Genomic DNA, 23380 nt, shown 5'->3' with positions numbered 1-23380 from the left:
TAAAAAATCTGCATAAACATAAAAAACAGGTGGTTTTGTCTCATGCGCAAACTGGACCGTACCGATATCGGCATTCTCAACAGCCTTCAGGAGAACGCGCGCATCACCAATGCCGACCTTGCCCGCTCGGTGAATCTGTCGCCCACGCCCTGTTTCAATCGGGTCAAGGCCATGGAGGAGCTGGGGCTGATTCGCGAGCAGGTGACGCTGCTGGATGCTGATCTGCTGGGGTTGCATGTCAATGTGTTCATTCACGTCAGCCTGGAGAAGCAGGTGGAGGAGGCGCTGCAGCATTTCGAGGAGGCGATTGCCGATCGTCCGGAGGTGATGGAGTGTTATCTGATGGCCGGGGATCCGGACTATCTGATCCGGGTGCTGGTGCCGACCATTCAGTCGCTGGAGCGCTTCATGATGGATTTTCTGACCAAGGTGCCGGGGGTGGCCAATATTCGCTCCAGTTTTGCCCTTAAGCAGGTGCGGTATAAGACGGCGTTGCCTTTGCCGGCGAATGGGTTGACGTTGGGGGGGTGACGCGTCTCGGCTTCAGAGCTGGTTGATCGGGATTTTCAGGTACACCACGCCATTGTTTTCCGGCGGCGGCAGGCGGCCTGCTCGGACGTTGACCTGGATCGCTGGCAACAGCAGGGTTGGCATGTCCAGTCCGGCATCACGTTCGGTGCGCATGGTGATGAATGTGGCGGCGTCGATGCCGTCGTGTACATGGATGTTGTGCGCGCGCTGTTCGCCGACGGTGCTCTGGCACTGTGGCGGGCGGGCGGGTGGTGGGTAGTCGTGGCAGACGTAGAGGCGGGTGGTGGCGGGATAGGCCAGCAGGCGCTGGATCGAGGCGTACATCTGCGCGGCGTTGCCGCCGGGGAAGTCGCAGCGGGCCGTGCCGACATCTGGCAGGAACAGGGTGTCGCCCACCAGGATCAGTTGCTCGTCGATCAGGTACGCCATGTCTGCCGGGGTGTGCCCAGGCACATGCAGGGCTTTGGCCGACAGGTTGCCGATGGCAAAAACCTCGTCCGGCGCAAATAGATGATCGAACTGCGAACCGTCGACAGCAAATCCCGTTTCCAGGTTGAACAGGCCCTTGAACACCGCCTGTACCTGGCTGATGGCCTGGCCGATGGCGATCTTGCCGCCCAGTTCGCCGCGCAGGTAGGGCGCGGCGGACAGGTGATCGGCGTGGGCGTGGGTTTCCAGCAGCCATTGCACCTGCAGTCGGTGTTCGCGCACGAAGTGGATAATCCGCTGGGCCTGGACCGTCGAGGTTTTTCCGGATGCGGGCTCATAGTCGAGCACTGGATCGACGATCGCGCAGGCGCCGCCATCGGTTTCGTAGATCACGTAGCTGTAGGTCGACGAGGCGGGGTCGAGGAAGGCTTCAATCAAGGCGGGCATGGTGGCCGTTTCTGTCGGGACAAGCCTTGAGGGTAGTGGCTTCTTCCCTGGCTTGACCAGCCCCGGGACAAATCAATGCAGGAAAAAAGCCGCGCGCGCTCTATCCTGTCAGGCATCGATACCGGGCGTTCCCGGCTTTTTTTCGCGGACCGTGAGTGTTTTATGTTGCTGGCGAGTTTTTTTGGCGTGGTGATGGGGCTGGTGCTGGGCTTGACGGGGGCAGGGGGTGGCATTCTAGCGGTCCCGGCGTTGGTGCTCGGTCTGGGCTGGAGCATGACCCAGGCGGCCCCGGTGGCTCTGTTCGCGGTGGGCAGCGCGGCGGCGGTGGGTGCCATCGATGGATTGCGCCACGGCCTGGTGCGCTACCGCGCAGCGCTGTTGATTGCGTTGTTGGGCGCGGTATTTTCCCCTCTGGGTATTTATTTCGCCCATCAGTTACCGGAAAAAATCCTCATGCTGCTGTTCAGCCTGCTGATGGTCATGGTGGCCGTGCGCATGCTGCGCCGTGAACGCCAGGACGCCGGGCCGAGCGATCACGGTCACGCCAACTGGGGGCAGAAGAACTGCATGCTCGACCAGCAGACCGGGCGCTTTTCCTGGACCGCCAAGTGCACCGCAACCCTGGCCGCCCTCGGCGCGGTGACCGGGGTGGTGTCGGGGTTGCTCGGGGTGGGCGGTGGGTTCCTGATTGTCCCGGCGTTCAAGCAACTGACCGACGTGCAGATGCGCGGGATCGTCGCCACATCGTTGATGGTGATCAGCCTGATTTCGCTGATTGGCGTGATCGGTGCGTTCCATGCCGGCGTACGTATCGACCGCCTGGGTGTGGCGTTCATCGTCGCCAGCATCCTCGGCATGCTGCTCGGTCGCAGACTCTGCGCCCATGTCCCGGCTCGCGCGTTGCAGGTCGGCTTTGCCAGCGTGTGCGTGGTGGTTGCGCTGTACATGCTGGTAAAGGCCCAGGCCTGACGAGCAGAACCCAGCTCCACAAATTCGCGGGTTCAATGCAAAACCCACGAGCACCGCAAATCCCTGTGGGAGCGAGCCTGCTCGCGATAGCGGTGGGTCAGGTGCTATCCATGTTGGCTGTGTCGGCCATCGCGAGCAGGCTCGCTCCCACGGTAAAGAGGCGTACGCCGAAAGTGGCGGGCCCTTGGCCGGGGCCGGTCTTACACCGTAGTAGCTGAGCATCACCCGCCAACCCAAAGCACCTGGCAACCGCCTCCAAGGCAGCGTATGACGCCTCCGTTCGGCTTTCGATAATCGCCTCCGACATCAAGTCCCCGTTGCGGAGCGCGCCATGCACAACAATAAGAACTTCCAGCACCGTTTCTTGCCAGCCTTCATCGCCAGTCTGTCGACCCTCGGCCTCAGCTCGTTCGCCGAGGCCGATATCATGCTCTACGACAAGGACCAGACCACATTCTCCACCGACGGCTACATCAACGCGTTCTACGTCAACAGTGACGTCGACCGCACGGGTGATCAGTACGATCGGCGGCAGTCGCGGGTGAAGATGGGTTTTTTGCCCAACTACCTGGGCTTCAACATGGGCAAGCAAGTCGATGACCTGAAACTCGGCGCCCGCGCTTCGTTCTGGGTGACCATCAACGACAGCGAAACCAACGGCACCGACACCGCCATCGACGTGCGCCAGTTCTACGGCACGGTGGCCAACCCCGAGTGGGGCGAGGTGCTGATCGGCAAGGATTTCGGGTTGTTTGCTCGTTCCAACATCCTGCTCGACGAACTGCTGGCCGGTTATGGCCAGGTCAGCGACACCCTGGGCCTGGTGGATGGCGGTGGAGTGTCGTTCGGCAACATCGGCACCGGCTACCCGTACCCGTTCCCGACTTCGCAAATCACCTACCGCACGCCGGTGCTGGACGGGTTGCGGGTGGCCGTGGGGATCATGGACCCGGTCGACACCAACGACAGCAGCCCGACCGGCAAGGCCTACCAGGAAAACCCGCGGACCGAGAGCGAGATCACCTACCAGTTCGACCTCGCTGGGGCGAAGATCTACAGCTGGGTCAACGGCAGCTACCAAACCTCCGACAACACCGATTCGAGCGTCGATACCATTACCTCCAAAGGCGTCGGTTACGGCGTGCAGGCCAAGATGGGCGGGCTGTCGCTGACCGGTTCCGGCTTCCAGGCCAAGGGTATCAACCCGTTCTATACCAACAACGCCGGCGAACCCACGCTGCGCAATGTCGACAGCGACGGCTACCTGCTGCAGGGCTCCTACAAGTTGGGCAAGAACCGCCTGGCCCTGTCCTACGGCAAGACCAAAGACGATGGCAACGGCGTGGTCGGCAGCGGCGCGGACTACGAGACCCGGGGCATCGCCCTGTTCCATGACGTCAACGACAACCTCAAGCTGGTGGCCGAGTACAACCAGTTCGAACTCAACGGCCACGATAGCGACGCACAGAACGAAGACACCGATACCTTTGCCGTGGGTGCGGTGCTGACCTGGTAACCCCCCGGTGTGGCGCTGGCTGTGCGCATCACGGCCGGCGTCGCACCCCTCTCATCCCATCGAAGTGCCAGACCGCTACCCAAGTAGCATAGGTCACGGTCCGTGGCCTTCGTACACTCAAGCCTCAACCATGCGCACCTGCCGGAGGCGACGATGCAGCAGGTCCAGAGTGAAGGGATCGTCAGTGCCATGTCCCAGGCCAGTGACGCGCAACAGGTAGCCCAGGAGCTGGCGCGGCAGTTGTTGCATCCGCACCTGGGATTCGTGCTGTTTTTCTGTTCCGCCGAGTACGACCTCCAGGCGCTGGGCCAGGCCCTGGCGCAGGGGTTCGGCGGGATCCGCCTGGTGGGCTGCACCAGTGCCGGGGAAATCACCCCCCAGGGCTACGGCCGCAACTGCGTAACGGCGGTGGGTTTCGATCACCGGCACTTCTCTATCTCTACCGCGCTGATCGACGAGATGGAGCACTTCAGCCTGATCGACGCCCAGCAGATGGTCGAGCGCCTGGTCAGTGGCTGTCGCAGCAACACCCTGGCCCCGATCAAGGGCAACAGCTTTGCCCTGACCCTGCTTGACGGGCTGTCCAGTCGCGAGGAGATGGTGCTTGCCGCCCTCAGTGCCGCCTTGGGCGACATCCCCCATTTCGGTGGTTCGGCCGGCGACGACAATTACCTGACTCACACCCATGTGTACTTCGACGGCGCATTTCACAGCGGCGCGGCGGTGGTGGTGCTGGTCAATACCTGGCTCGACTTTGAAGTGTTCACCACCCACCACATCCTGCCGCGTGCGGAAAAACTGGTGGTGACCGGTGCCGACAGTCCTTCCAGGCGGGTGTTCGAACTCAACGCCGAGCCAGCCGCCGAAGAGTACGCCCGGCACATTGGGGTGCCGGTGGCCGAGCTCGACCACCGGATTTTTGCCGCCCACCCCTTGGCCGTGCGGATCAACCAGCAGTACTACGTGCGGGCGATCCAGCAAGTGCACCCGGACCTGAGCCTGAGTTTCTACTGCGCGGTGGAAAACGGCATTGTCCTCACCGCCATGACGCCGGGGCCGATGCTGCCGAACCTGGAGCAGCTGTTCGCGGGCTTGCAGGAGCGCCTCGGCGAGCTGCTGCTGACCATCGGTTGCGACTGCTTCCTGCGGCGCCTGGAACTGGAAGACAGCGGCAAGCTGGAGCAGATCGGCGGGTTTTTGCGGGACCAGCGGGTGATGGGTTTCAACACCTACGGAGAACAGTTCAATGGCATGCACATCAACCAGACCTTTACCGGGGTTGCCATTGCCCGTGGCCGATCCCCAGCAAAACGCTGAGCTGCAGGCGCAGATCGCCAGCCTGCAGCGCGACAACCACAAACTGGCGCGCATCAACAGTGCCCTGATCGAGCGCATCGAATCCGGCGTCACCCGGGGCAACGACCCCTATGCGGCGTTCCAGCACTCGGTGGTGCTGGCCGAACAGGTGCGTGAGCGTACCGATGCGCTGAACCAGGCGATGGCCGAGCTCAAGGCCGGCAATCACCTGCTCAGTGACGCGCGGCTGCGGGCCGAGACGGCGCACCAGCACCTGATCGATGCCATCGAGAGCATTTCCGACGCCTTCGTGCTGTTCGACGCCGACCAGCGCATCGTCCTGTTCAATAGCCGCTTCAAGGCGTTCTGGAGCAACAGCCGGGTGCGGATCATCGCCGGCATGCGCCTGGGCGAGGTTAAGCGCCTGATGGCCGGGACCGGGCTGTTTACCGAGGAACCCCGGGGCAGTGCCGACGAAAGCCTGCTGTATCGCCTGCAGAACGGGCGCTGGCTGCAGGTCAGCGAGCGGCCGACCCAGGAAGGCGGGCGGGTGATCCTGTTTACCGATATCACCGAGGTCAAGCAAAGCGAGACCGCGCGCCGTGAGCAGGCGGTGGCGCAGAAATCCCATTTGCTGCAACGGGCGGTGGACAACCTGTCCCAAGGGGTGGCGATGGTCAACGCCGAGGGCGTGCTGGAACTGTGGAACCGGCGTTTTCTCGAACTCAGCGGACTGGCTCCGGTGGCCGCCCATCGACCGTTCAGCGAGGTCATCGGCGACAGCGAACTGCAACTGCTGACTCCCGCCAGTCGCGACGCCAACGGCCGCCCCGTGCAGGAGTGCGAACAGCGCCTGTACGATGGCCGGGTCCTGGAGATCCGCACCCATCCATTGCCCACCGGCGGTTTCGTCAACACCTTCACCGACATCACCGAGCGCTACCAGCACGCCGAAGCGCTGAGTGAAAGCGAGCGCTGGATCCGCCTGATCACCGACCACGTGCCGGCCCTGATCGCCTACCTCAACGCCGACCTGGTCTACGAATTCACCAACAAGGTCTACGAAGAGTGGTACTGCTGGCCGCGCGGAGTGATGCTCGGCCAGAGCCTGCGCGAGGTCCACAGCGAACAGCACTACCAACGCCTGGAAGCCTATGTGGCGCGGGCGCTGGCGGGCGAGAGCGTGACCTTCGAGTTTGCCGAGACCAACATCAACAATCAGGAGCGCTACATGCTGCGCTCCTACGTGCCCAATCGCCTGGCCAGCGGCGAAGTGGTGGGGATCTTTGTGCTGATTCGCGACATCACCGAGCGCCGGCGGACCGCCGAGGCACTGCACCAGGCCTATCAGAACCTCGAGCTGCGGGTGCGCGAACGCACCACGGAGCTGACCACCCTCAACACCCAACTGCGCAGCGAGATCGACGAGCGCCGGCGCGTCGAATCGCGGCTGCGCGAGGCCAAGCTGGAGGCCGAGCGGGCCAACCTGTCGAAGACCAAGTTTCTCGCCGCGGTCAGCCATGACCTGCTGCAACCGCTGAACGCCGCGCGGTTGTTTACCGGGGCCTTGCTCGAACGCCGCGAGCCCCAGGCCAATGAAGTGCTGGTGCGCAATGTCAGCAATTCGCTGGAGGACGTGGAAAACCTGCTGGGCACCCTGGTCGATATTTCCAAGCTGGATGCCGGGGTGATCACTGCCGATATCGCGCCGTTCGCCTTGAGCGAGTTGCTCGAAAACCTCGCCGCGGAGTACACCCAGGTGGCTCGCAGCGAGGGCCTGGAACTGCACTTCGTGGCCTGTTCGGCCTTGGTGCGCAGTGACATCCAGTTGCTGGCGCGGATCCTGCGCAATCTGCTGAGCAATGCCATCCGCTACACCTACAGCGGCCGCGTGGTGTTGGGATGCCGGCGCCAGCACCAGCGGCTGTCGATCGAGGTCTGGGACAGCGGCATGGGCATCGCCGAAGATCGCCTGGAGGAAATTTTCCAGGAGTTCAAGCGCGGCGACGTGCAGCGCCCCCATCAGGATCGAGGGCTGGGCCTGGGGTTGGCGATCGTCGAGAAGATCGCCGGGATCCTCGGCCACCGGATCCACGTGCGTTCCTGGCCGGGGCGCGGCTCGGTATTTTCCGTGGAGGTGCCGCTCAGCGCCACTGCGCCCAAGGCCCTGCCAAGCCTGGTCATCAGCGAGCCGATGTTGGAGCGCCTGCGGGGCGCGCGGGTGTGGGTACTGGATAACGACGCGGCGATCTGCGCCGGCATGCGCACCTTGCTTGAAGGCTGGGGCTGCCGGGTGGTAACCGCGTTGTCCGAGCAGGACCTGGCACGCCAGGTGGACAACTACCACGCCGAAGCCGACTTGCTGATCGCCGACTATCATCTGGACGACGAGCAGAATGGTGTCGACGCCGTGGCCCGGATCAACGCGCGGCGCGCCTGTGCGATTCCGGCGATGATGATCACCGCCAACTACAGCAACGAGCTCAAGCAGCAGATCCGCGAGCTCGGCCATACCCTGATGCACAAGCCGGTGCGGCCGATGAAGCTCAAGACCGCGATGAGCCATTTGCTTGGCCGGGTGTAGGCCTGGGTCGGGCGCCCTGGGGAGCTTTTTATCGGCAATTCGGCCTGCGGATAACCCCGCGGCTGTTCGTCCCCATGCAAAACCCGGCTGTGGCGGGTATCCTTGCCACGCGAGGTTACACGTCTGGATAGGGGAGCAAGCAAGCATGGATAAAGTCATCGTCATCACCGGTGGCAGTCGCGGTATTGGCGCGGCCACGGCGTTACTGGCCGCAGAGCAGGGGTATCGCATCTGCATCAACTACCTGGCGGACGAAGAGGCGGCCCATCGGGTCCTGGCCCAAGTCCGTGCCCTGGGGGCCCAGGCAATCGCGGTGCGTGCCGATGTCAGCATCGAAGACGAAGTGATCAGCCTGTTCCAGCGCGTCGACCAAGAACTGGGGCGGGTCACCGCGCTGGTCAACAACGCCGGCACAGTCGGGCAGAAGTCCCGCGTCGAGGACATGTCCGAGTTTCGCATCCTGAAAATCATGAAGACCAACGTCCTGGCGCCGATTCTCTGCGCCAAGCACGCACTGCTGCGCATGTCGCCCAAACATGGCGGGCAGGGTGGCAGCATCGTCAACGTCTCTTCGGTGGCCTCGCGTCTTGGTTCGCCGGGGGAGTACGTCGACTACGCCGCCTCCAAGGGGGCACTGGACTCCTTCACCATCGGCCTGTCCAAGGAAGTCGCCGGCGAAGGCATCCGGGTCAACGCGGTGCGGCCGGGCTACATCTACACCGACTTCCATGCCCTGAGCGGCGACCCGGACCGGGTCAGCAAACTCGAGTCGGGAATTCCCATGGCCCGTGGCGGGCGTCCCGACGAAGTCGCCGAGGCAATCATCTGGCTGCTCTCGGACAAGGCGTCCTATGCGGTCGGGACTTTCATTGACGTGGCGGGTGGGCGCTAGAACGAGCGCACGATACGGCCCAGGGTCTCCATGGCCTTTTCCGTGTCCTCGGTCCAGGGGCTGCCGTAGTTCAGGCGGATGCAGTTGCGAAAACGTCGGGTCGGAGAAAAGATCGGTCCCGGCGCGATGCTGATGCCCTGGGCCAGGGCCATCTGGAACAACTTCAACGAGTCCATCTGCTCCGGCAGCTCCAGCCACAGGAAGTAGCCGCCGGCCGGCTGGCTGACGCGGGTCTGTGCCGGGAAGTAGCGGGCGATGGCCGCCAGCATGGCGCTTTGCTGTTCTTCCAGGGCATAGCGCAACTTACGCAAGTGGCGGTCATAGCCGCCGTGTTGCAGGTAATCGGCAATCGCTGCCTGGGCCGGCATCGAGGCACACAGCGAGGTCATCAACTTCAGTCGTTCGATCTTCTGCGCATAGCGCCCGGCGGCCACCCAACCAATGCGGTAACCGGGCGCCAGGCTCTTGGCGAACGAACCGCAGTGCATCACCAGGCCCTCGGTGTCGAAGGCCTTGGCCGGTTTCGGTGCTTGCTGGCCGTAATACAGCTCGGCGTAGACGTCGTCTTCGATCAGCGGCACCTGATGACGGCGCAGCAACTCCACCAGTTCCTGTTTCTTGGCCTCGGGCATGGTCGCGCCCATCGGGTTCTGGAAGCTGGTCATACACCAGCAGGCCTTGATCGGGTGGCGTTCGAGGGTTTGCGCGAGCACCCCAAGGTCGATGCCATCGCGCGGGTGCACGGGAATCTCCACGGCCTTGAGCTTGAGCCGTTCGAGCACTTGCAGGCTGGCATAGAAGGCCGGGGCCTCGATGGCCACCAGGTCGCCGGGCTCGGTGACGGCTTGCAGGCACAGGTTGAGGGCTTCCAGCGCGCCGTTGGTGATCAGCAGTTCTTCCATGGGCAGCATCAGCCCGCCGACCATGTAGCGCAGGGCGATTTGCCGGCGCAGTTGCGGGTTGCCCGGCGACATGTCGGTGACCACCATGCGCGGGTCCATTTCGCGGCTGGCACTGGCCAGCGAACGCGCCAGGCGTTGCAGCGGAAACAGGGTCGGGCTGGGGAAGGCCGAGCCGAACGGCACGGTGTGCGGGTCCTTGATCGAGTCCAGCACCGAGAACACCAGTTCGCTGACGTCGACTTCGGTGGACTCGTTGACCTGGCTGCTGATCACCGGCTCGGAAAACGGGCTGGGGGCGTGGGTGTTGACGAAGTAGCCGGAGCGCGGCCGGGCGCGAATCAGGCCTCGGCGCTCCAGCAGGTAGTAGGCCTGGAACACTGTGGACGGGCTGACCCCATACGTCTGGCTGGCATACCGCACCGAGGGCACCCGCTGACCGGGCCCCAGGACGCCTGAGCGGATCAGCTCGGCAATGTCGTCAGCGAATTTTTCGTAGCGTTTCATCGAAAGCCCGATAGATGTCATTCAGAAAAATCGAGGTGCCTGTTTCGCGAGCGGGCTCGCTGCCACTGGTATGGAGGAGCGAGCCTGCTGGCAATGACAGCACCGCAGTGTAAAGGCTCAGCGGTTCATCGGTGCAACAAAGCGGCTTTTCGCCACGCTGTTGATCTGCGGCTCGTCGCTGTCGCTGACCTTGAAGCTCAGGGTCTGTGAGCTACTGGCGGGCTTGTCGGTGGTCATGGCGACCGACACCGGCACATCGAGAATCTCCCCGGGTGCCAGGCTCAGCTCGGTCTTGCCCTGCAACTGGAAACCCTCGCCATCGACCAGTGACAGGCGATAGTCCTGGCGCTGTTGGGTCTTGTTGATGATCTTGAGGCTGTAGATGTTCTCGATCTGGCCCTGGCTGTTTTCGCGAAACAGGCCGCGGTCCTTGCTCACGTCCAGGGACACCATCGGCCGCTCCATCAACGCCAACACCAGGGCGCCGATCATCACCAGTAGCACCGCGGTGTAGCCGATCAGGCGCGGGCGCAGCAAGTGGGTCTTGCCACCTTGCAACTGGTGCTCGGACGTATAGCTGATCAGGCCCCGGGCGTAGCCCATCTTGTCCATGATCGAATCACAGGCGTCGATGCAGGCGGCGCAGCCAATGCACTCCATCTGCAAGCCGTCGCGGATGTCGATCCCGGTGGGGCAGACCTGCACGCACAACTGGCAGTCGATGCAGTCGCCCAGGCCCACCTCGGCCGGCTTGACCTCGCGCTTGCGCGGACCGCGGTGTTCGCCACGGGCGGTGTCGTAGGAGATGGTCAGGGTGTCCTTGTCGAACATCACGCTCTGGAACCGTGCGTAGGGGCACATGTGCATGCACACCGCTTCGCGCAGCCAGCCGGCGTTGATGTAGGTGGCTGCGGTGAAAAACAGCACCCAGAACAGGCTGACGCCGCCCATTTGCCAGGTCAGCAGTTCTTCGGCCAGCGGCCGGATCGGCGTGAAGTAACCGACAAAGGTCAGGCCGGTGAGCACGCTGATCGCCAGCCACATGGTGTGTTTGGCCGAGCGGCGCAGCAGTTTTTCCAGGGTCCAGGGCGCGGCTTGCAGCTTGATCCGCTGGTTGCGCTCACCCTCGGTGACTTTTTCACACCACATGAACAACCAGGTGAACGAGCTCTGCGGGCAGGTGTAGCCACACCAGACGCGTCCGGCAAACACGGTGATTGCGAACAGGCCAAAGGCGCAGATGATCAACAGCGCCGAGAGCAGGATGAAATCCTGCGGCCAGAAGGTTGCACCGAAGATGTGGAACTTGCTCTGCGCCAGGTCCCAGAGCACGGCCTGGCGGCCACCCCAGTTCAGCCACACGGTGCCAAAAAACGCCAGGAACAGAAAACCCGCACCACTGATGCGCAGGGTACGGAACAAACCGCTGAAGCTACGGGTGTGGATCTGGTTGTCGCTGGATTTGGCCTTCATCTTTGAACGCGAAGGCTCGAATGTTTCTACTAATCGGACGGGGATTTTATCGCTCATGGTCTTTCGCTCATCAGCCTCCATCAGGCCAATGAACTATGCGCGGGCAACTGTTTGCATAACAGACTCAGGTATTGGATTAAAAAGCGGATCAGATGAGCTTCTGCACCGCCCCTGCGACAACTTGATGCACCCCGCCGGGCGTGGCGCGCATGCCTATCCCAGGCGTCTGGCGGGGGGCTTGATGGAGATCAGTCAAATCACCGAATCACTGTCAGTGACCTTCAGGTGCCGCCGGCCATCGACCGCACCTGCTACGGTCAATGCGTCGGCTTCTGCTTCGGTGATGTACACGCGCTGACCGTCGAGGTCCACCGCCGACATCGACTTATCACCGTCAGTGAGGATGGTCACGTCAGCGGCCAGGCGGATCTCTTCGCCGCTTTCGGTGGTGAAAAAGCAGGTCTGGTTTTCGATGCGCACGGTCATGGGGCTCTCCACTGTTTTTGGGGCTTTCACGTTAGGGTCCTGGGGCCGTCCATCGTTCGCTGCAACCGATTAGCGGTCGGCGCGGTCCATGCCTTATCAACCTTCTTTTCAGGACTGCCTCATGGACGCCTGGTGGCATGAAGTCTGGATCACCCTGCAAGCGGAGTTCGCCGACATCGGCGACGCATCGCAGTTGACGCGCATTACCGTGCGCTTGCTGATCGCCGCGTTGCTGGGGGCGATCCTCGGCTTTGAGCGTGAGCAGAAAGGCAAGGCCGCCGGGGTGCGCACCCACATGCTGGTCGCCATGGGCGCCGCGCTGTTTGTGCTGGTGCCACAGATGTCCGGGGCCCAGGCCGATGCCATGAGCCGAGTGGTGCAGGGGGTGATCGCCGGCATCGGCTTTCTCGGTGCCGGGACCATTCTCAAGGGTAAGGACGGTGACGAAAGCCACGTCAAAGGCCTGACCACCGCCGCCGGTCTGTGGATGACCGCCGCCATTGGCGTCGCCGCCGGCATGGGCCGCGAGTCGACGGCGGTGCTCAGTACGCTGCTGGCACTGGCGGTGTTCAGCGTCATGCCGTGGATCGTCAACCTGTTTGAAAAGGACAAACAGCCATAGGGATGGATTCCTATGCCGGGCCGACAATTACCGGCGGCATCGGCGTCGGAGGCTCTTCGCGCGGTGGCGGGTTGGTGCCTGGCGGGTCCTGCTCGGGAACGGGTTGCGGATCGGTGTCGGGGATCACCGGATGATCGATGTTCGGATCCGGGGTTTCTCCAGGGAAAGGATTGGTCATCGGTCTAACCTCCAGTGGCACGTGGCGTGGGTCCTGCTTATGTGGGTTGACCTCCCGCGTGTGGATTTGATTCCAGGCAATTGCCCAGATATCGAGCGCAATGGTTAGCGGGGAGGGGGCGTTGCTGCCCGGATGAATGCCTCGTCAAGGCTGTCGGTGTCGTAGTGGCGGATAAATTCAGCTCCGGATTGAAATGGCTTGAAAGTACATTCACTAATCATATAAAAGCGATCGCAGTTAGCGGAGATTTCTTCAATGTTATGAGAAGAGACTAAAATGGCTACCCCCTCCCGAGCTGCCCCCTTTAAACACTTCCAGATATAGTGACGAAACTCCGGGTCAACCCCGGCGCTGGGTTCGTCCAGTATGACCAGGTCCGCACTTAACGTCAGCAAGGTCAATGTGAAGAACCAACGCTTTTCACCGTAACTACAGAGAGTGGATTTTTTATTCCACAAGGCCTTATATCGATCAATGATTTCAGGGCTCCATATCCGCAGTTTCTCAATCGCGCACTTTTGGCTAATGGTTTCTGAAGAGCAGAGTAATGTAGTTAGTTTGAAAATATCAAACATGCGCAGTGTGTGTGGGGTTGTTAATGATTGAGTGAGGTAAAGTGGATATTTGAATGTGCTGTTTACCTGCAGATTTTTGTCGTTTAGTAATCCGCATATCATGTCGAAAAATGTGGTTTTGCCGCTGCCGTTTGGGCCTAGTAAGCCTACGATTGAACCGGCTTCGATAGACATTGAAGCATTAACGAAGATCGGCTTGTTAGGATGACTGAAGCAAATATTGTTGACGGAAAGTGATTTCATTAGTATCGGCTCCATATCGGATTGATTCTTAAGAAGCGTAGGGTGAGTAGAAGGGTGGTGGGGAATAACGTCAGTATGATTATTAAATATGTCAGGTTGCTCTGTACTCCGTTCATGACGATGTTGTGAGCCATTGCTAGCGGGTTGATGCTGTATAGAGAATACGAGGTTGATGGCGTGATGTTAGCGCTGTAAATACCGAGAGTGAGCATTGAGAATGAGATGATTGAGAAGGTGGTGTTAGCGTTTTGAAACGTCAGGGGAGGGAGTGTTAGTAAGAGGCCGGGTATGCTGAAAAGGAGAAAGCAAAGGTAAAAGCGCCCGGCGATGAACGTTGCTTCACTGATGGAGTATGCGCTGAATGCCGGGCGAGTAAGCACATAAAATGCCAGGCAGTAAAATACCGATATTAATGAGTAGGCCAGGAATTGACCCAGTAAGAAAATGGTTCTTGCTTCAAGTGTGTAGATAAAAGATCGTGTAAATCCGCTTTCTCTGCGTCCTATGATGTAAAAAGAGAAACCAAAAAAAGCGACGCTTGAAGAGATATAAGCATAAAACCAGGATGTTGCTTCCATGTAGTTCGCTTGGTAGGGCGGAGTCATTCCTTTGGAGTAATTTAATAGATAAAATAGTGCTGTTGGCGAGAGTATTGTCCAGAAAAAAGCGGTGGGTTCTTTTAGTTGTTCTTTTATGAAGATTGTACTGATCCTTATGGTGCGAAACACTATTTTTCTAAGCATGGGATTTCTCTATTAAGGAAAAGGAATCATGAGGTTTACGGTCTCCAAATCATGGGCCGCTATGACCTGCTCAAGAAAATAGGGATTTGTCGGACTCTAGATCCACTGAGGTTTCGAGCGATCGGCAGGCGTCTTCGTAATCAAGGTTATATTCATTTAGTAAGTTCGACAGATCATCCTTTGAAATGTTTGTTCGGTGGTGCAGTTTTTTGATTGTTTCTAATAGAGTTTGAGGTGTTGCTCGGGATGCAGGCTCAGGTGAAGTGGTAATGTTGTCGTTTTTGAAGTTGAGCAGTTTGTAGTTTTCTATGCTTAGTCTCATGACTGTCCCTGTGTCGGTGATTCAATTTTTTGCTCCTGGCCGGCTGAAATTCACGTTCTATCAAGTGGCTCTAAACTTTTAGTCTTGTGAGTCGCGTGTTGCAAGTTTTCGGTTTTTTTGTTGTAGGCGGTTTCTTTCGCGGTTTTTAGAATTTTCTTGCGGGTTTGATGTTGGTTTCTGTTTTTTTGTTTTTGATGTAAACAAGAGCGGAAAATGTCTTTCCCTGCGGTAAGCGCTGATTTGATTGGTTGTTAATGGATGGCCGATTCGAATAAATTTTTTGAAGGCACTGAAACTTCTTAGGACGTTTGTAGTGCGTTTCTTTAACGTACGTAGGTCGCGTATTTTTATTTGAGCTAACTTGCCAAAAAAATCGACGAACGGTATGTGTTTCACGGGGTTGTCATGGTGGCTATTCCATACTCAGGCTTACTGGAGGTTTGTAAGCGTATTTTCCTTTACTGCAGCGCCGGCCCCAGCATCAAGGTGATCGTTGGCGGTAAAGCCCGATTGCCGATATCAAGTGGTGCGGACGGGAATGGATGAGGCCTTGTCCAAACCACCACTGGCATGTGGCCTGAGTCGTGCTTAAGTAGGTTGATCGTTGCGCCGCGGATTGGCGTCCAGCCAATTCCCTATGAACTTTTGCCGGTGCCTGTCGCTCGGAACCTAAGTGAGCTCATTCGGCGCGGGACTCCCTTGCCGACGACACCCAGACACAAGAGCGTCCTTGGGGCGTAAAGGAGAGATGCTCGATGACGGCTGAGAAACCTGATGAGTTGAGCTACAACCCGCACATGCCACTGTCCCAGGCGCTGTTGCTGCCGCGCATCGTGATTGAAGACTGCATGCCGATCCTCGAAGGCGGGCAATTTGCCGTCAAGGCCGTGGTCGGCCAGGACGTCGAGGTGACCAGCAAAGTGTTTGCCGACGGTCACGACAAGCTCGCGGTGCGCCTGCGTTGGCGTGGCGAGGGCGATGCGGTGTGGCAGAGCGAGGTGATGAGCGACCTGGGCAACAATGGGTGGCAGGGCCGCTTCCGTGTGCCGGTCCAGGGCCGTCATGTGTTTTGCATCGAAGCCTGGATCGACCACTTCGCCAGTTTTTGCTACGAACTGGACAAGAAGCACCTGGCGAGCGTCCCCGTCAGCCTGGAACTGCAAGAAGGCCGACTGCACGTCCAGCAAGCCGCCGAGCGCGCAGAAGGGCCACTCAAGGAGCAACTGACGGCGTTGCACCAGCAATTGTCCGGTTTGCTCGAAACCGAGCAGGTCGCGTTGTTCCTGCACCCCCATAGCGCCGAACTGATGAGCCAGGCCGATCAGCGTGCCTACCTGAGCTTGAGCCCGCAGTACCCGGTCGACGTCGAGCGCGAACTGGCGCAGTTCGCCAGTTGGTATGAGCTGTTTCCGCGATCAATCACCGACGACCCCACGCGCCATGGCACCTTCAATGACGTGCATGCGCGCCTGCCGATGATTCAGGACATGGGCTTCGACGTCCTTTACTTCCCGCCGATCCACCCGATCGGGCGCAGTTACCGCAAGGGTCCGAACAACTCCCTGACGGCCGGCCCGGACGATCCAGGCAGCCCCTATGCCATCGGTAGCGAGGAGGGCGGCCATGAGGCGATTCATTCACAACTGGGCAGTCGCGAAGACTTCCGTCGGCTGGTGGCGGCTGCCGCAGACCACGGTTTGGAAATAGCCCTCGACTTCGCCATCCAGTGTTCCCAGGACCACCCTTGGCTGCAGCAACACCCGGGGTGGTTCAACTGGCGGCCGGACGGCACCATCAAATACGCGGAAAACCCGCCGAAGAAGTACCAGGACATCGTCAACGTCGACTTCTATAGCTGCGAGGCGATTCCCAGCCTGTGGCTGGAGCTGCGCGATATCGTGGTCGGTTGGGTCGAGGAGGGGGTGAAGATCTTTCGCGTCGACAACCCGCACACCAAGCCGCTGCCGTTCTGGCAATGGCTGATCGCCGATGTGCGGGCGCTGTACCCCGAGGTGATCTTCCTCGCCGAAGCCTTTACCACGCCGGCGATGATGGCGCGCCTGGGCAAGGTCGGCTACTCCCAGAGCTACACCTACTTCACCTGGCGCAATACCAAGCAGGAGCTGGCGAGTTACTTCAGCGAACTGAACCAGTCGCCCTGGCGCGAATGCTACCGGCCGAACTTTTTCGTCAATACCCCGGACATCAACCCGGGCTTCCTGCACCAGTCGGGGCGCGCCGGGTTTCTCATTCGCGCGGCGCTGGCGACCATGGGGTCGGGACTGTGGGGCATGTATTCAGGGTTCGAGTTGTGCGAGTCGGCACCGGTGCCGGGCAAGGAGGAGTACCTGGATTCGGAGAAGTACCAGATCCGTGTCCGCGACTTCAATGCCCCCGGCAACATCATCGCCGAGATCGCCCAGCTCAATCGCATCCGCCGGCAGAACCCGGCCTTGCACAGTCATCTCGGCTTGCAGCTGTACAACGCCTGGAACGACAACATCCTGTACTTCGGCAAACGCAGCACAGATGGCAGCAACTTCATTCTGGTGGCCGTCAGCCTGGATCCGTTCAACGCCCAGGAGGCGCATTTCGAACTGCCGCTGTGGGAGCTGGGCCTGGCGGACGACGCGGTGACCCAGGGCGAAGACTTGATGAATGGCCATCGCTGGACGTGGTACGGCAAGACTCAATGGATGCGCATCGAGCCCTGGCATCAACCGTTCGGCATCTGGCGGATATCGCTGTAGGGCGCGGTGACAAAACCCGCACGACCGGTACCTGCCACCCCCCATTGAACAGGAGATTGTAATGGCGAAGAAACCCAGGTCAGCCACCTTCAGCGATGACCCGCTCTGGTACAAGGATGCGGTGATTTACCAAGTTCACGTCAAATCCTACTTCGACTCCAACAACGACGGGATCGGCGATTTTCCCGGGCTGATCGCCAAGCTCGACTACATCGCCGACCTTGGCGTCAACACCATCTGGCTGTTGCCGTTCTATCCCTCGCCACGGCGTGACGATGGCTACGACATTGCCGAGTACCGTGGCGTGCACAGCGACTACGGGACCATGGCAGATGCCAAGCGTTTTATTGCCGAGGCCCACAAGCGCGGGTTGCGGGTAATCACCGAGCTGGTGATCAACCACACCTCCGACCAGCACCCCTGGTTCCAGCGGGCACGCAAGGCCAAGCCCGGATCGGCGGCGCGGGACTTCTACGTGTGGTCCGACGACGACCAGAAATACGACGGCACGCGGATCATCTTCCTCGACACCGAGAAGTCCAACTGGACCTGGGACCCGGTCGCCGGTCAGTATTTCTGGCACCGGTTCTATTCCCACCAGCCGGACCTCAATTTCGACAACCCGCAGGTCCTGAAGGCGGTGCTGTCGGTGATGCGCTACTGGCTGGACATGGGCATCGACGGCTTGCGCCTGGACGCCATTCCGTACCTGATCGAGCGCGACGGCACCAACAACGAAAACCTGCCCGAGACCCATGACGTGCTCAAGCAGATCCGGGCCGAGATCGACGCCAATTACCCGGACCGCATGCTGCTGGCCGAAGCCAACCAGTGGCCGGAGGACACTCAGCTGTATTTTGGTAATAAAAAGAGCGGCGATACCCACGGCGACAACGGTGACGAGTGCCACATGGCGTTCCACTTTCCGCTGATGCCCCGCATGTACATGGCCCTGGCCCAGGAAGACCGCTTCCCGATCACCGATATCCTGCGCCAGACCCCGGAGATCCCGGCCAACTGTCAATGGGCGATTTTCCTGCGTAACCACGATGAGCTGACCCTGGAGATGGTCACCGACAGGGAGCGCGATTACCTGTGGAACTACTACGCCGCCGACCGTCGGGCGCGGATCAACCTGGGCATCCGCCGGCGCCTGGCGCCCTTGATGGAACGTGACCGACGCCGGATCGAGCTGCTCAACAGCCTGCTGTTGTCGATGCCTGGCACACCGACCCTGTATTACGGCGACGAAATCGGCATGGGTGACAACATCTACCTGGGCGACCGGGACGGTGTGCGCACGCCCATGCAGTGGTCGATCGATCGCAACGGCGGCTTCTCCCGCGCCGACCCCGCCAGTCTGGTGCTGCCACCGATCATGGACCCGCAGTACGGTTACCTGTCGGTCAACGTCGAAACCCAGGCGGGCGATCCCCACTCGTTGCTCAACTGGACCCGGCGCATGCTGGCTGTGCGCAAGCAATCCAAGGCGTTCGGCCGCGGCACTCTGAAAATGCTGTCACCGAGCAATCGCCGGATCCTCGCCTATACCCGTGAGTTCACCGGCGCCGATGGCCGCCACGAAACCATCCTCTGCGTGGCCAACGTCTCGCGCAGTGCGCAAGCCGCCGAGCTGGATCTTTCGGCCTACGTCGGCATGGTCCCGGTGGAGATGCTGGGGGGCAATGCCTTCCCGCCCATCGGCCAGCTGAGTTTTCTGCTGACCCTGGCGCCCTATGGTTTCTACTGGTTCGTGCTGGCGGCGGAGAACCAGATGCCGAGCTGGCACGTGGAGCCGGCGCAGAGCTTGCCGGACTTCACCACCCTGGTCCTGAAAAAGCGCATGGAAGAGTTGCTTGAAGCACCGTCGCGCACCCTTTTGGAGCAAAACGTGTTGCCCAGCTGGCTGCTCAACCGCCGCTGGTTCGCCGGCAAGGACGCCAGCATCGAATCGGTGCACATCGCCTATGGGGTGCGTTTTGGCGATGCCCAGCATCCGGTGTTGCTGAGCGAAATCGAGGTCAGCAGCCAGGGTCAGACCAGCCGCTATCAATTGCCCTTCGGTTTTCTGGGCGAGGACCAGATGGGCGCGGCGTTGCCCCAGCAACTGGCCTTGTCGCGGGTCCGGCGTGGACCGCAGGTCGGCCTGGTCACCGATGCGTTCAGCCTCGACAGTTTCGTGCGGGCGGTGTTGCAGGCGATCCAGGCGCAGACGGTGCTGGCATCCAGCGACGGCGAGATTCGTTTCGAACCCACTGCCCAACTGGCGCAACTGGGGCTTGGGCCCGAGTCCGAAGTGCGCTACCTGTCCGCCGAACAGTCCAACAGTTCAGTGGTTATCGGCACCAGCCTGGTGCTCAAGCTGATCCGCAAAGTGGCCGGTGGCGTGCACCCTGAGCTGGAGATGGGCGCGTACCTGACGGCGGCGGGCTTTGAACATATTTCGCCACTGCTCGGCTCCGTGGTGCGGCGCGACGCACAGGGTGAAGACCACTTGCTGATGATTGCCCAGGGCTACCTGAGCAACCAGGGCGATGCCTGGGAGTGGACCCAGAACAATCTTGAACGGGCGATTCGTGACGAACTGGCCGATGCCATGTCGGAACAGGACCAGCACTACAACGCCCTCGGCGAACTGCAGGATTTCGCCGCTATGCTCGGCCAGCGCCTGGGGGAAATGCACCTGTTGCTGGCAGCACCCGGCAAGGATCCGGCGTTCGGCAGCGAAGTGACCACGGCCAAGGACCAGCAGGTGCTGTACACCTCGATCGCCGCGCAACTGGAGCGCGCCTTGCTGTTGCTCAAGCAGCACCAGGGGCAACTGGGGGCTGCCGATCAACAGCGGGTGGCCCGTTTGCTGGAACACCGCAAAGTCATTCTCAAGCATGTGCAAGGGTTGGCCGAACAGGCCACCGGCGGCCTGCGCATGCGGGTCCACGGCGACTTGCACCTGGGCCAGGTGCTGGTGATCAAGGGCGATGCCTACCTGATCGACTTCGAGGGCGAACCGGCGCGGGCATTGCATGAACGCCGGGGCAAGCACAGTCCGTACAAGGATGTCAGCGGGGTCCTGCGTTCGTTCGATTACGCGGCGGCTATGGCGCGCAACGGGCAGGGCGTCGACAGTACCGGGCAAGCGGATGTTGCGCGTGCGCGGGTCACCGAACGTTACTTGCGTGAGGCGCAAGCGGCCTTTGTCCAGGCATATCGGCTGGCGACAGCTAGTCTTGCTCATGCCTGGCAGATTCCTGGAGCGCAAGACGCTGCGCTGGCCTTGTTCAGCCTGGAGAAGGCCGCGTATGAAGTGCTGTATGAAGCCGAAAATCGTCCCGCCTGGATACCCGTGCCGTTGCACGGGCTCTATGGGTTGTTAAGTGGACTTGAACCCTTTTCCGAGATAGGTGGAGAGCAGTGATGAAGGAACGGGGACTCAAAGAGGCGCTGCTGCCGGCAGCGCGCGACATCGAGGCGCTGGTGCGTGCCGAACATCCGGATCCGTTTGCGATTCTCGGGCCCCACGGCGACGCCGCCGGTGGCCAGTTCATTCGGGCCTATCTGCCGGACGCCTTGAGCGTCCAGGTGCTGGCCCGCGACAGCGGCGCCGTCCTGGGCAGCCTGACGGCCAGCGAGGTACCAGGGTTGTTCGTCGGCCATTTCCCCCAGGCCCAGGCGTACGTGCTGCGCACCCAGTGGGCCGGTGGCGAGCAGACTGCCGAAGACCCCTACAGCTTCGGGCAGTTGCTGGGTGAGATGGACCTGTATCTGTTCGCCGAGGGCAACCACCGTGACCTCAGTGCCTGCCTGGGCGCCCAGTTGCAGAATGTCGACGGCGTGGACGGGGTGCGCTTTGCCGTGTGGGCGCCGAATGCCCGCCGGGTCTCGGTGGTGGGTGATTTCAATATCTGGGACGGTCGCCGCCACCCGATGCGCCTGCGTCATCCCTCCGGGGTCTGGGAGTTGTTCATCCCGCGCCTGCAGGCGGGTGAGGCGTACAAGTACGAGATTCTGGGAGCCCACGGGATCCTGCCGCTCAAGGCCGACCCCATGGCCCTGGCCACTCAGTTGCCGCCGGACACCGCGTCGAAAGTCGCCGGCCCCTTGAGCATCGACTGGCAGGACCAGGCGTGGATGCAGACGCGCGGCGAGCGTCACCGGCCGAGCGCGCCGTTGTCGATCTATGAGTTGCATGCCGGCTCCTGGCAGTGCGAGGTCGACGATGTCGGGGAAGTGGCGCGTCAATACAGCTGGGCCGAACTGGGCGAGCGCTTGATTCCCTACGTGCAGAACCTGGGTTTTACCCATATCGAACTGATGCCGATCATGGAGCATCCGTTCGGCGGTTCCTGGGGTTACCAGCCGCTCTCGCAGTTTGCTCCCAGTGCGCGCTACGGTTCGCCCAGTGACTTTGCTGCGTTCGTCAATGCCTGCCACCTGGCCGGGATTGGGGTGATCCTCGATTGGGTGCCGGCGCATTTTCCCACCGACACCCATGGCCTGGCGCAATTCGATGGCACCGCGCTGTACGAGTACGGCAACCCGCTGGAAGGTTTTCACCAGGACTGGGACACCCTGATCTACAACCTGGGGCGCACCGAAGTCCACGGTTTCATGCTGGCTTCGGCGTTGCACTGGCTCAAGCATTTCCATATCGACGGGCTGCGGGTAGATGCCGTGGCCTCGATGCTCTATCGCGACTATTCGCGCAAGGCCGGTGAATGGGTGCCAAACCGCCATGGCGGGCGGGAGAATCTGGAAGCCATCGATTTTGTCCGCCATCTCAATGACGTGGTCGATCTCGAGGCGCCGGGCGCCCTGGTGATCGCCGAGGAGTCCACCGCCTGGCCGGGCGTCAGCCAGAGCACCCAACAAGGCGGGCTGGGCTTCGACTACAAGTGGAACATGGGCTGGATGCACGATTCCCTGCACTACATCCAGCAGGACCCGGTGTACCGCGCCCACCATCACAATGAGCTGAGCTTTGGCCTGGTGTACGCCTGGTCCGAGCGTTTTATCCTGCCGATTTCCCACGACGAAGTGGTGCACGGCAAACATTCGCTGATCGACAAGATGCCCGGCGATCGCTGGCAGAAATTTGCCAACCTGCGGGCCTACCTGAGTTTCATGTGGGCGCACCCGGGCAAGAAGCTGCTGTTCATGGGGTGTGAGTTCGGCCAGTGGCGCGAGTGGAACCATGACCAGCAACTCGATTGGTACTTGCTGCAGTACCCGGAACACCGGGGCGTGCAAAAGCTGGTCAGCGACCTCAACCAGCTGTACCGCGAAGAGCCGGCACTGCACGACCAGGACGATGTACCGCAAGGTTTCCAGTGGTTGATTGGCGATGATGCGATCAACAGTGTTTATGCCTGGCTGCGCTGGAGCAAGGACGGCCGACCGGTGCTGGTGGTGGCCAACTTCACCCCTGTGCCGCGTCCGGCCTACCGGGTGGGCGTACCGTTCGCCGGACGCTGGAGCGAGTTGATCAACAGCGACGCGGGTATTTATGCGGGGTCCAATTATGGTAACGACGGTGGCGCGCAGACCGAGGAAGAGGGCAGCCATGGCCAGCCGCTGTCACTGGTGCTGAATCTGCCGCCGTTGGCGGTACTGATGTTGCGTCCGCTTGGGTAGAGGCCGGCCTGATACATCGCTGGTGCCTGGCGGCCGGCCTGTTTGTACGGGGGGGCTGGATTTTCCATGTGGGAGCGGGCTTGCCCGCGATGGGCATAGGTATCTACACAACTTTGTAGCGGTCTGTGGCGAGGGGGCTTGCTACCGTGGCGGCCTCTGGGGGGTTGGATTAGACCGAGTACATATCCATTCTTGCGGTAACGGCCTCCTATGGTTCCGCTTTTACAGCGGCTCACTTTTGGAGGAGCCCAAAAGTAAGCAAAAGGCTCTTGCCCCACCACTCGGCA

17 protein-coding genes are annotated in these 23380 nt (G+C 60.9%); 10 read left to right on the top strand and 7 right to left on the bottom strand.

What is annotated here, in order from left to right:
- The first annotated feature begins 42 nt into the window (after positions 1-42).
- Entirely contained in the window at positions 43-531 is a 489-nt protein-coding gene (bkdR, locus tag ACIOVD_RS11440) for a Bkd operon transcriptional regulator BkdR (protein ID WP_095168741.1), read from the top strand.
- 12 nt (positions 532-543) lie between these two features.
- Here bkdR and ACIOVD_RS11435 read toward each other — a convergent pair whose 3' ends face one another.
- A complete protein-coding gene (locus ACIOVD_RS11435; RefSeq protein WP_401127735.1) occupies positions 544-1407 on the bottom strand; it encodes an MBL fold metallo-hydrolase in 864 nt (287 codons plus the stop codon).
- A gap of 162 nt (positions 1408-1569) precedes the next feature.
- Here ACIOVD_RS11435 and ACIOVD_RS11430 point away from each other — a divergent pair, with 162 nt between their 5' ends.
- From ACIOVD_RS11430 to ACIOVD_RS11410, 5 genes are all read left to right on the top strand, one after another.
- On the top strand, positions 1570-2376 hold the full coding sequence (locus tag ACIOVD_RS11430; protein WP_159996229.1) for a sulfite exporter TauE/SafE family protein: 807 nt from the start codon (positions 1570-1572) through the stop codon (positions 2374-2376).
- A 331-nt stretch (positions 2377-2707) separates the two neighbouring features.
- Positions 2708-3892: a porin gene (locus tag ACIOVD_RS11425; protein ID WP_320332290.1), complete on the top strand. Its 1185-nt coding sequence runs from the start codon at positions 2708-2710 to the stop codon at positions 3890-3892.
- Between the two features lie 153 nt (positions 3893-4045).
- Complete coding sequence (nosP, locus tag ACIOVD_RS11420) at positions 4046-5209, top strand: nitric oxide-sensing protein NosP (RefSeq protein WP_401127893.1); 1164 nt, start codon at positions 4046-4048, stop codon at positions 5207-5209.
- On the top strand, positions 5139-7772 hold the full coding sequence (gene nahK / locus ACIOVD_RS11415) for a hybrid sensor histidine kinase/response regulator NahK/ErcS' (protein ID WP_401127733.1): 2634 nt from the start codon (positions 5139-5141) through the stop codon (positions 7770-7772). Before nosP ends, nahK begins: the two co-directional genes overlap by 71 nt.
- Before the next feature lie 145 nt (positions 7773-7917).
- Positions 7918-8664 carry an SDR family oxidoreductase gene (locus ACIOVD_RS11410; protein WP_095168748.1) on the top strand — a complete coding sequence of 249 codons (747 nt, stop codon included), beginning with the start codon at positions 7918-7920 and terminating at the stop codon, positions 8662-8664.
- On the opposite strand, the gene mapR is transcribed toward ACIOVD_RS11410, so the two are convergent.
- The 3 genes from mapR to ACIOVD_RS11395 all read right to left on the bottom strand — a co-directional run bounded on the left by mapR (position 8661) and on the right by ACIOVD_RS11395 (position 12029).
- Complete coding sequence (gene mapR / locus ACIOVD_RS11405; RefSeq protein WP_095168749.1) at positions 8661-10070, bottom strand: GntR family transcriptional regulator MpaR; 1410 nt, start codon at positions 10068-10070, stop codon at positions 8661-8663. The genes ACIOVD_RS11410 and mapR overlap by 4 nt on opposite strands.
- 117 nt (positions 10071-10187) lie before the next feature.
- Positions 10188-11600, bottom strand: coding sequence for a cytochrome c oxidase accessory protein CcoG (ccoG, locus tag ACIOVD_RS11400; RefSeq protein WP_159996226.1), 1413 nt, complete (start codon positions 11598-11600; stop codon positions 10188-10190).
- A 195-nt stretch (positions 11601-11795) separates the two neighbouring features.
- On the bottom strand, positions 11796-12029 hold the full coding sequence (locus ACIOVD_RS11395) for a DUF3203 family protein (protein WP_095168752.1): 234 nt from the start codon (positions 12027-12029) through the stop codon (positions 11796-11798).
- 121 nt (positions 12030-12150) lie between these two features.
- Between ACIOVD_RS11395 and ACIOVD_RS11390 the strand changes: the two genes are divergently transcribed.
- On the top strand, positions 12151-12651 hold the full coding sequence (locus tag ACIOVD_RS11390) for an MgtC/SapB family protein (protein WP_159996225.1): 501 nt from the start codon (positions 12151-12153) through the stop codon (positions 12649-12651).
- A gap of 10 nt (positions 12652-12661) precedes the next feature.
- Here the strand turns inward: ACIOVD_RS11390 and ACIOVD_RS11385 are convergent, their stop codons facing one another.
- The 3 genes from ACIOVD_RS11385 to ACIOVD_RS11375 all read right to left on the bottom strand — a co-directional run bounded on the left by ACIOVD_RS11385 (position 12662) and on the right by ACIOVD_RS11375 (position 14390).
- A complete protein-coding gene (locus tag ACIOVD_RS11385) occupies positions 12662-12829 on the bottom strand; it encodes a hypothetical protein (RefSeq protein ID WP_174244579.1) in 168 nt (55 codons plus the stop codon).
- A gap of 104 nt (positions 12830-12933) precedes the next feature.
- The gene (locus ACIOVD_RS11380; protein ID WP_095168754.1) at positions 12934-13647 is read right to left on the bottom strand and encodes an AAA family ATPase; all 714 of its coding nucleotides are present in this window, start codon (positions 13645-13647) and stop codon (positions 12934-12936) included.
- On the bottom strand, positions 13647-14390 hold the full coding sequence (locus ACIOVD_RS11375) for an ABC transporter permease (RefSeq protein ID WP_401127729.1): 744 nt from the start codon (positions 14388-14390) through the stop codon (positions 13647-13649). Before ACIOVD_RS11375 ends, ACIOVD_RS11380 begins: the two co-directional genes overlap by 1 nt.
- Positions 14391-15467: 1077 nt before the next feature.
- On the opposite strand from ACIOVD_RS11375, the gene ACIOVD_RS11370 reads away from it, so the two are divergent.
- The 3 genes from ACIOVD_RS11370 (at position 15468) to glgB (ending at position 23093) form a co-directional block, all read left to right on the top strand.
- Positions 15468-17462 (top strand): alpha-1,4-glucan--maltose-1-phosphate maltosyltransferase, encoded by a 1995-nt coding sequence (locus ACIOVD_RS11370; protein ID WP_401127727.1) that lies wholly within the window; start codon positions 15468-15470, stop codon positions 17460-17462.
- 61 nt (positions 17463-17523) lie between these two features.
- Positions 17524-20877 (top strand): maltose alpha-D-glucosyltransferase, encoded by a 3354-nt coding sequence (gene treS / locus ACIOVD_RS11365; protein ID WP_401127725.1) that lies wholly within the window; start codon positions 17524-17526, stop codon positions 20875-20877.
- Complete coding sequence (gene glgB, locus ACIOVD_RS11360; protein WP_095168758.1) at positions 20877-23093, top strand: 1,4-alpha-glucan branching protein GlgB; 2217 nt, start codon at positions 20877-20879, stop codon at positions 23091-23093. Before treS ends, glgB begins: the two co-directional genes overlap by 1 nt.
- The last annotated feature ends 287 nt before the right edge of the window (positions 23094-23380 follow it).

The organism is Pseudomonas sp. NPDC087626 (genome assembly GCF_044743405.1).
In the GTDB taxonomy this organism is placed as follows: Bacteria; Pseudomonadota; Gammaproteobacteria; order Pseudomonadales; family Pseudomonadaceae; genus Aquipseudomonas.
Note: the sequence above shows the minus strand (reverse complement) of the source record. Positions and strands in the feature narration are given on the sequence as shown.

Excerpts from the sequence above, each read along its gene's own strand:
- bkdR (WP_095168741.1), top strand. The coding sequence starts at position 43 with ATGCGCAAACTGGACCGTACCGATATCGGCATTCTCAACAGCCTTCAG.
- ACIOVD_RS11435 (WP_401127735.1), bottom strand. The coding sequence starts at position 1,407 with ATGCCCGCCTTGATTGAAGCCTTCCTCGACCCCGCCTCGTCGACCTAC.
- ACIOVD_RS11430 (WP_159996229.1), top strand. The coding sequence starts at position 1,570 with ATGTTGCTGGCGAGTTTTTTTGGCGTGGTGATGGGGCTGGTGCTGGGC.
- ACIOVD_RS11425 (WP_320332290.1), top strand. The coding sequence starts at position 2,708 with ATGCACAACAATAAGAACTTCCAGCACCGTTTCTTGCCAGCCTTCATC.
- nosP (WP_401127893.1), top strand. The coding sequence starts at position 4,046 with ATGCAGCAGGTCCAGAGTGAAGGGATCGTCAGTGCCATGTCCCAGGCC.
- nahK (WP_401127733.1), top strand. The coding sequence starts at position 5,139 with ATGGCATGCACATCAACCAGACCTTTACCGGGGTTGCCATTGCCCGTG.
- ACIOVD_RS11410 (WP_095168748.1), top strand. The coding sequence starts at position 7,918 with ATGGATAAAGTCATCGTCATCACCGGTGGCAGTCGCGGTATTGGCGCG.
- mapR (WP_095168749.1), bottom strand. The coding sequence starts at position 10,070 with ATGAAACGCTACGAAAAATTCGCTGACGACATTGCCGAGCTGATCCGC.
- ccoG (WP_159996226.1), bottom strand. The coding sequence starts at position 11,600 with ATGAGCGATAAAATCCCCGTCCGATTAGTAGAAACATTCGAGCCTTCG.
- ACIOVD_RS11395 (WP_095168752.1), bottom strand. The coding sequence starts at position 12,029 with ATGACCGTGCGCATCGAAAACCAGACCTGCTTTTTCACCACCGAAAGC.
- ACIOVD_RS11390 (WP_159996225.1), top strand. The coding sequence starts at position 12,151 with ATGGACGCCTGGTGGCATGAAGTCTGGATCACCCTGCAAGCGGAGTTC.
- ACIOVD_RS11385 (WP_174244579.1), bottom strand. The coding sequence starts at position 12,829 with ATGACCAATCCTTTCCCTGGAGAAACCCCGGATCCGAACATCGATCAT.
- ACIOVD_RS11380 (WP_095168754.1), bottom strand. The coding sequence starts at position 13,647 with ATGAAATCACTTTCCGTCAACAATATTTGCTTCAGTCATCCTAACAAG.
- ACIOVD_RS11375 (WP_401127729.1), bottom strand. The coding sequence starts at position 14,390 with ATGCTTAGAAAAATAGTGTTTCGCACCATAAGGATCAGTACAATCTTC.
- ACIOVD_RS11370 (WP_401127727.1), top strand. The coding sequence starts at position 15,468 with ATGACGGCTGAGAAACCTGATGAGTTGAGCTACAACCCGCACATGCCA.
- treS (WP_401127725.1), top strand. The coding sequence starts at position 17,524 with ATGGCGAAGAAACCCAGGTCAGCCACCTTCAGCGATGACCCGCTCTGG.
- glgB (WP_095168758.1), top strand. The coding sequence starts at position 20,877 with ATGAAGGAACGGGGACTCAAAGAGGCGCTGCTGCCGGCAGCGCGCGAC.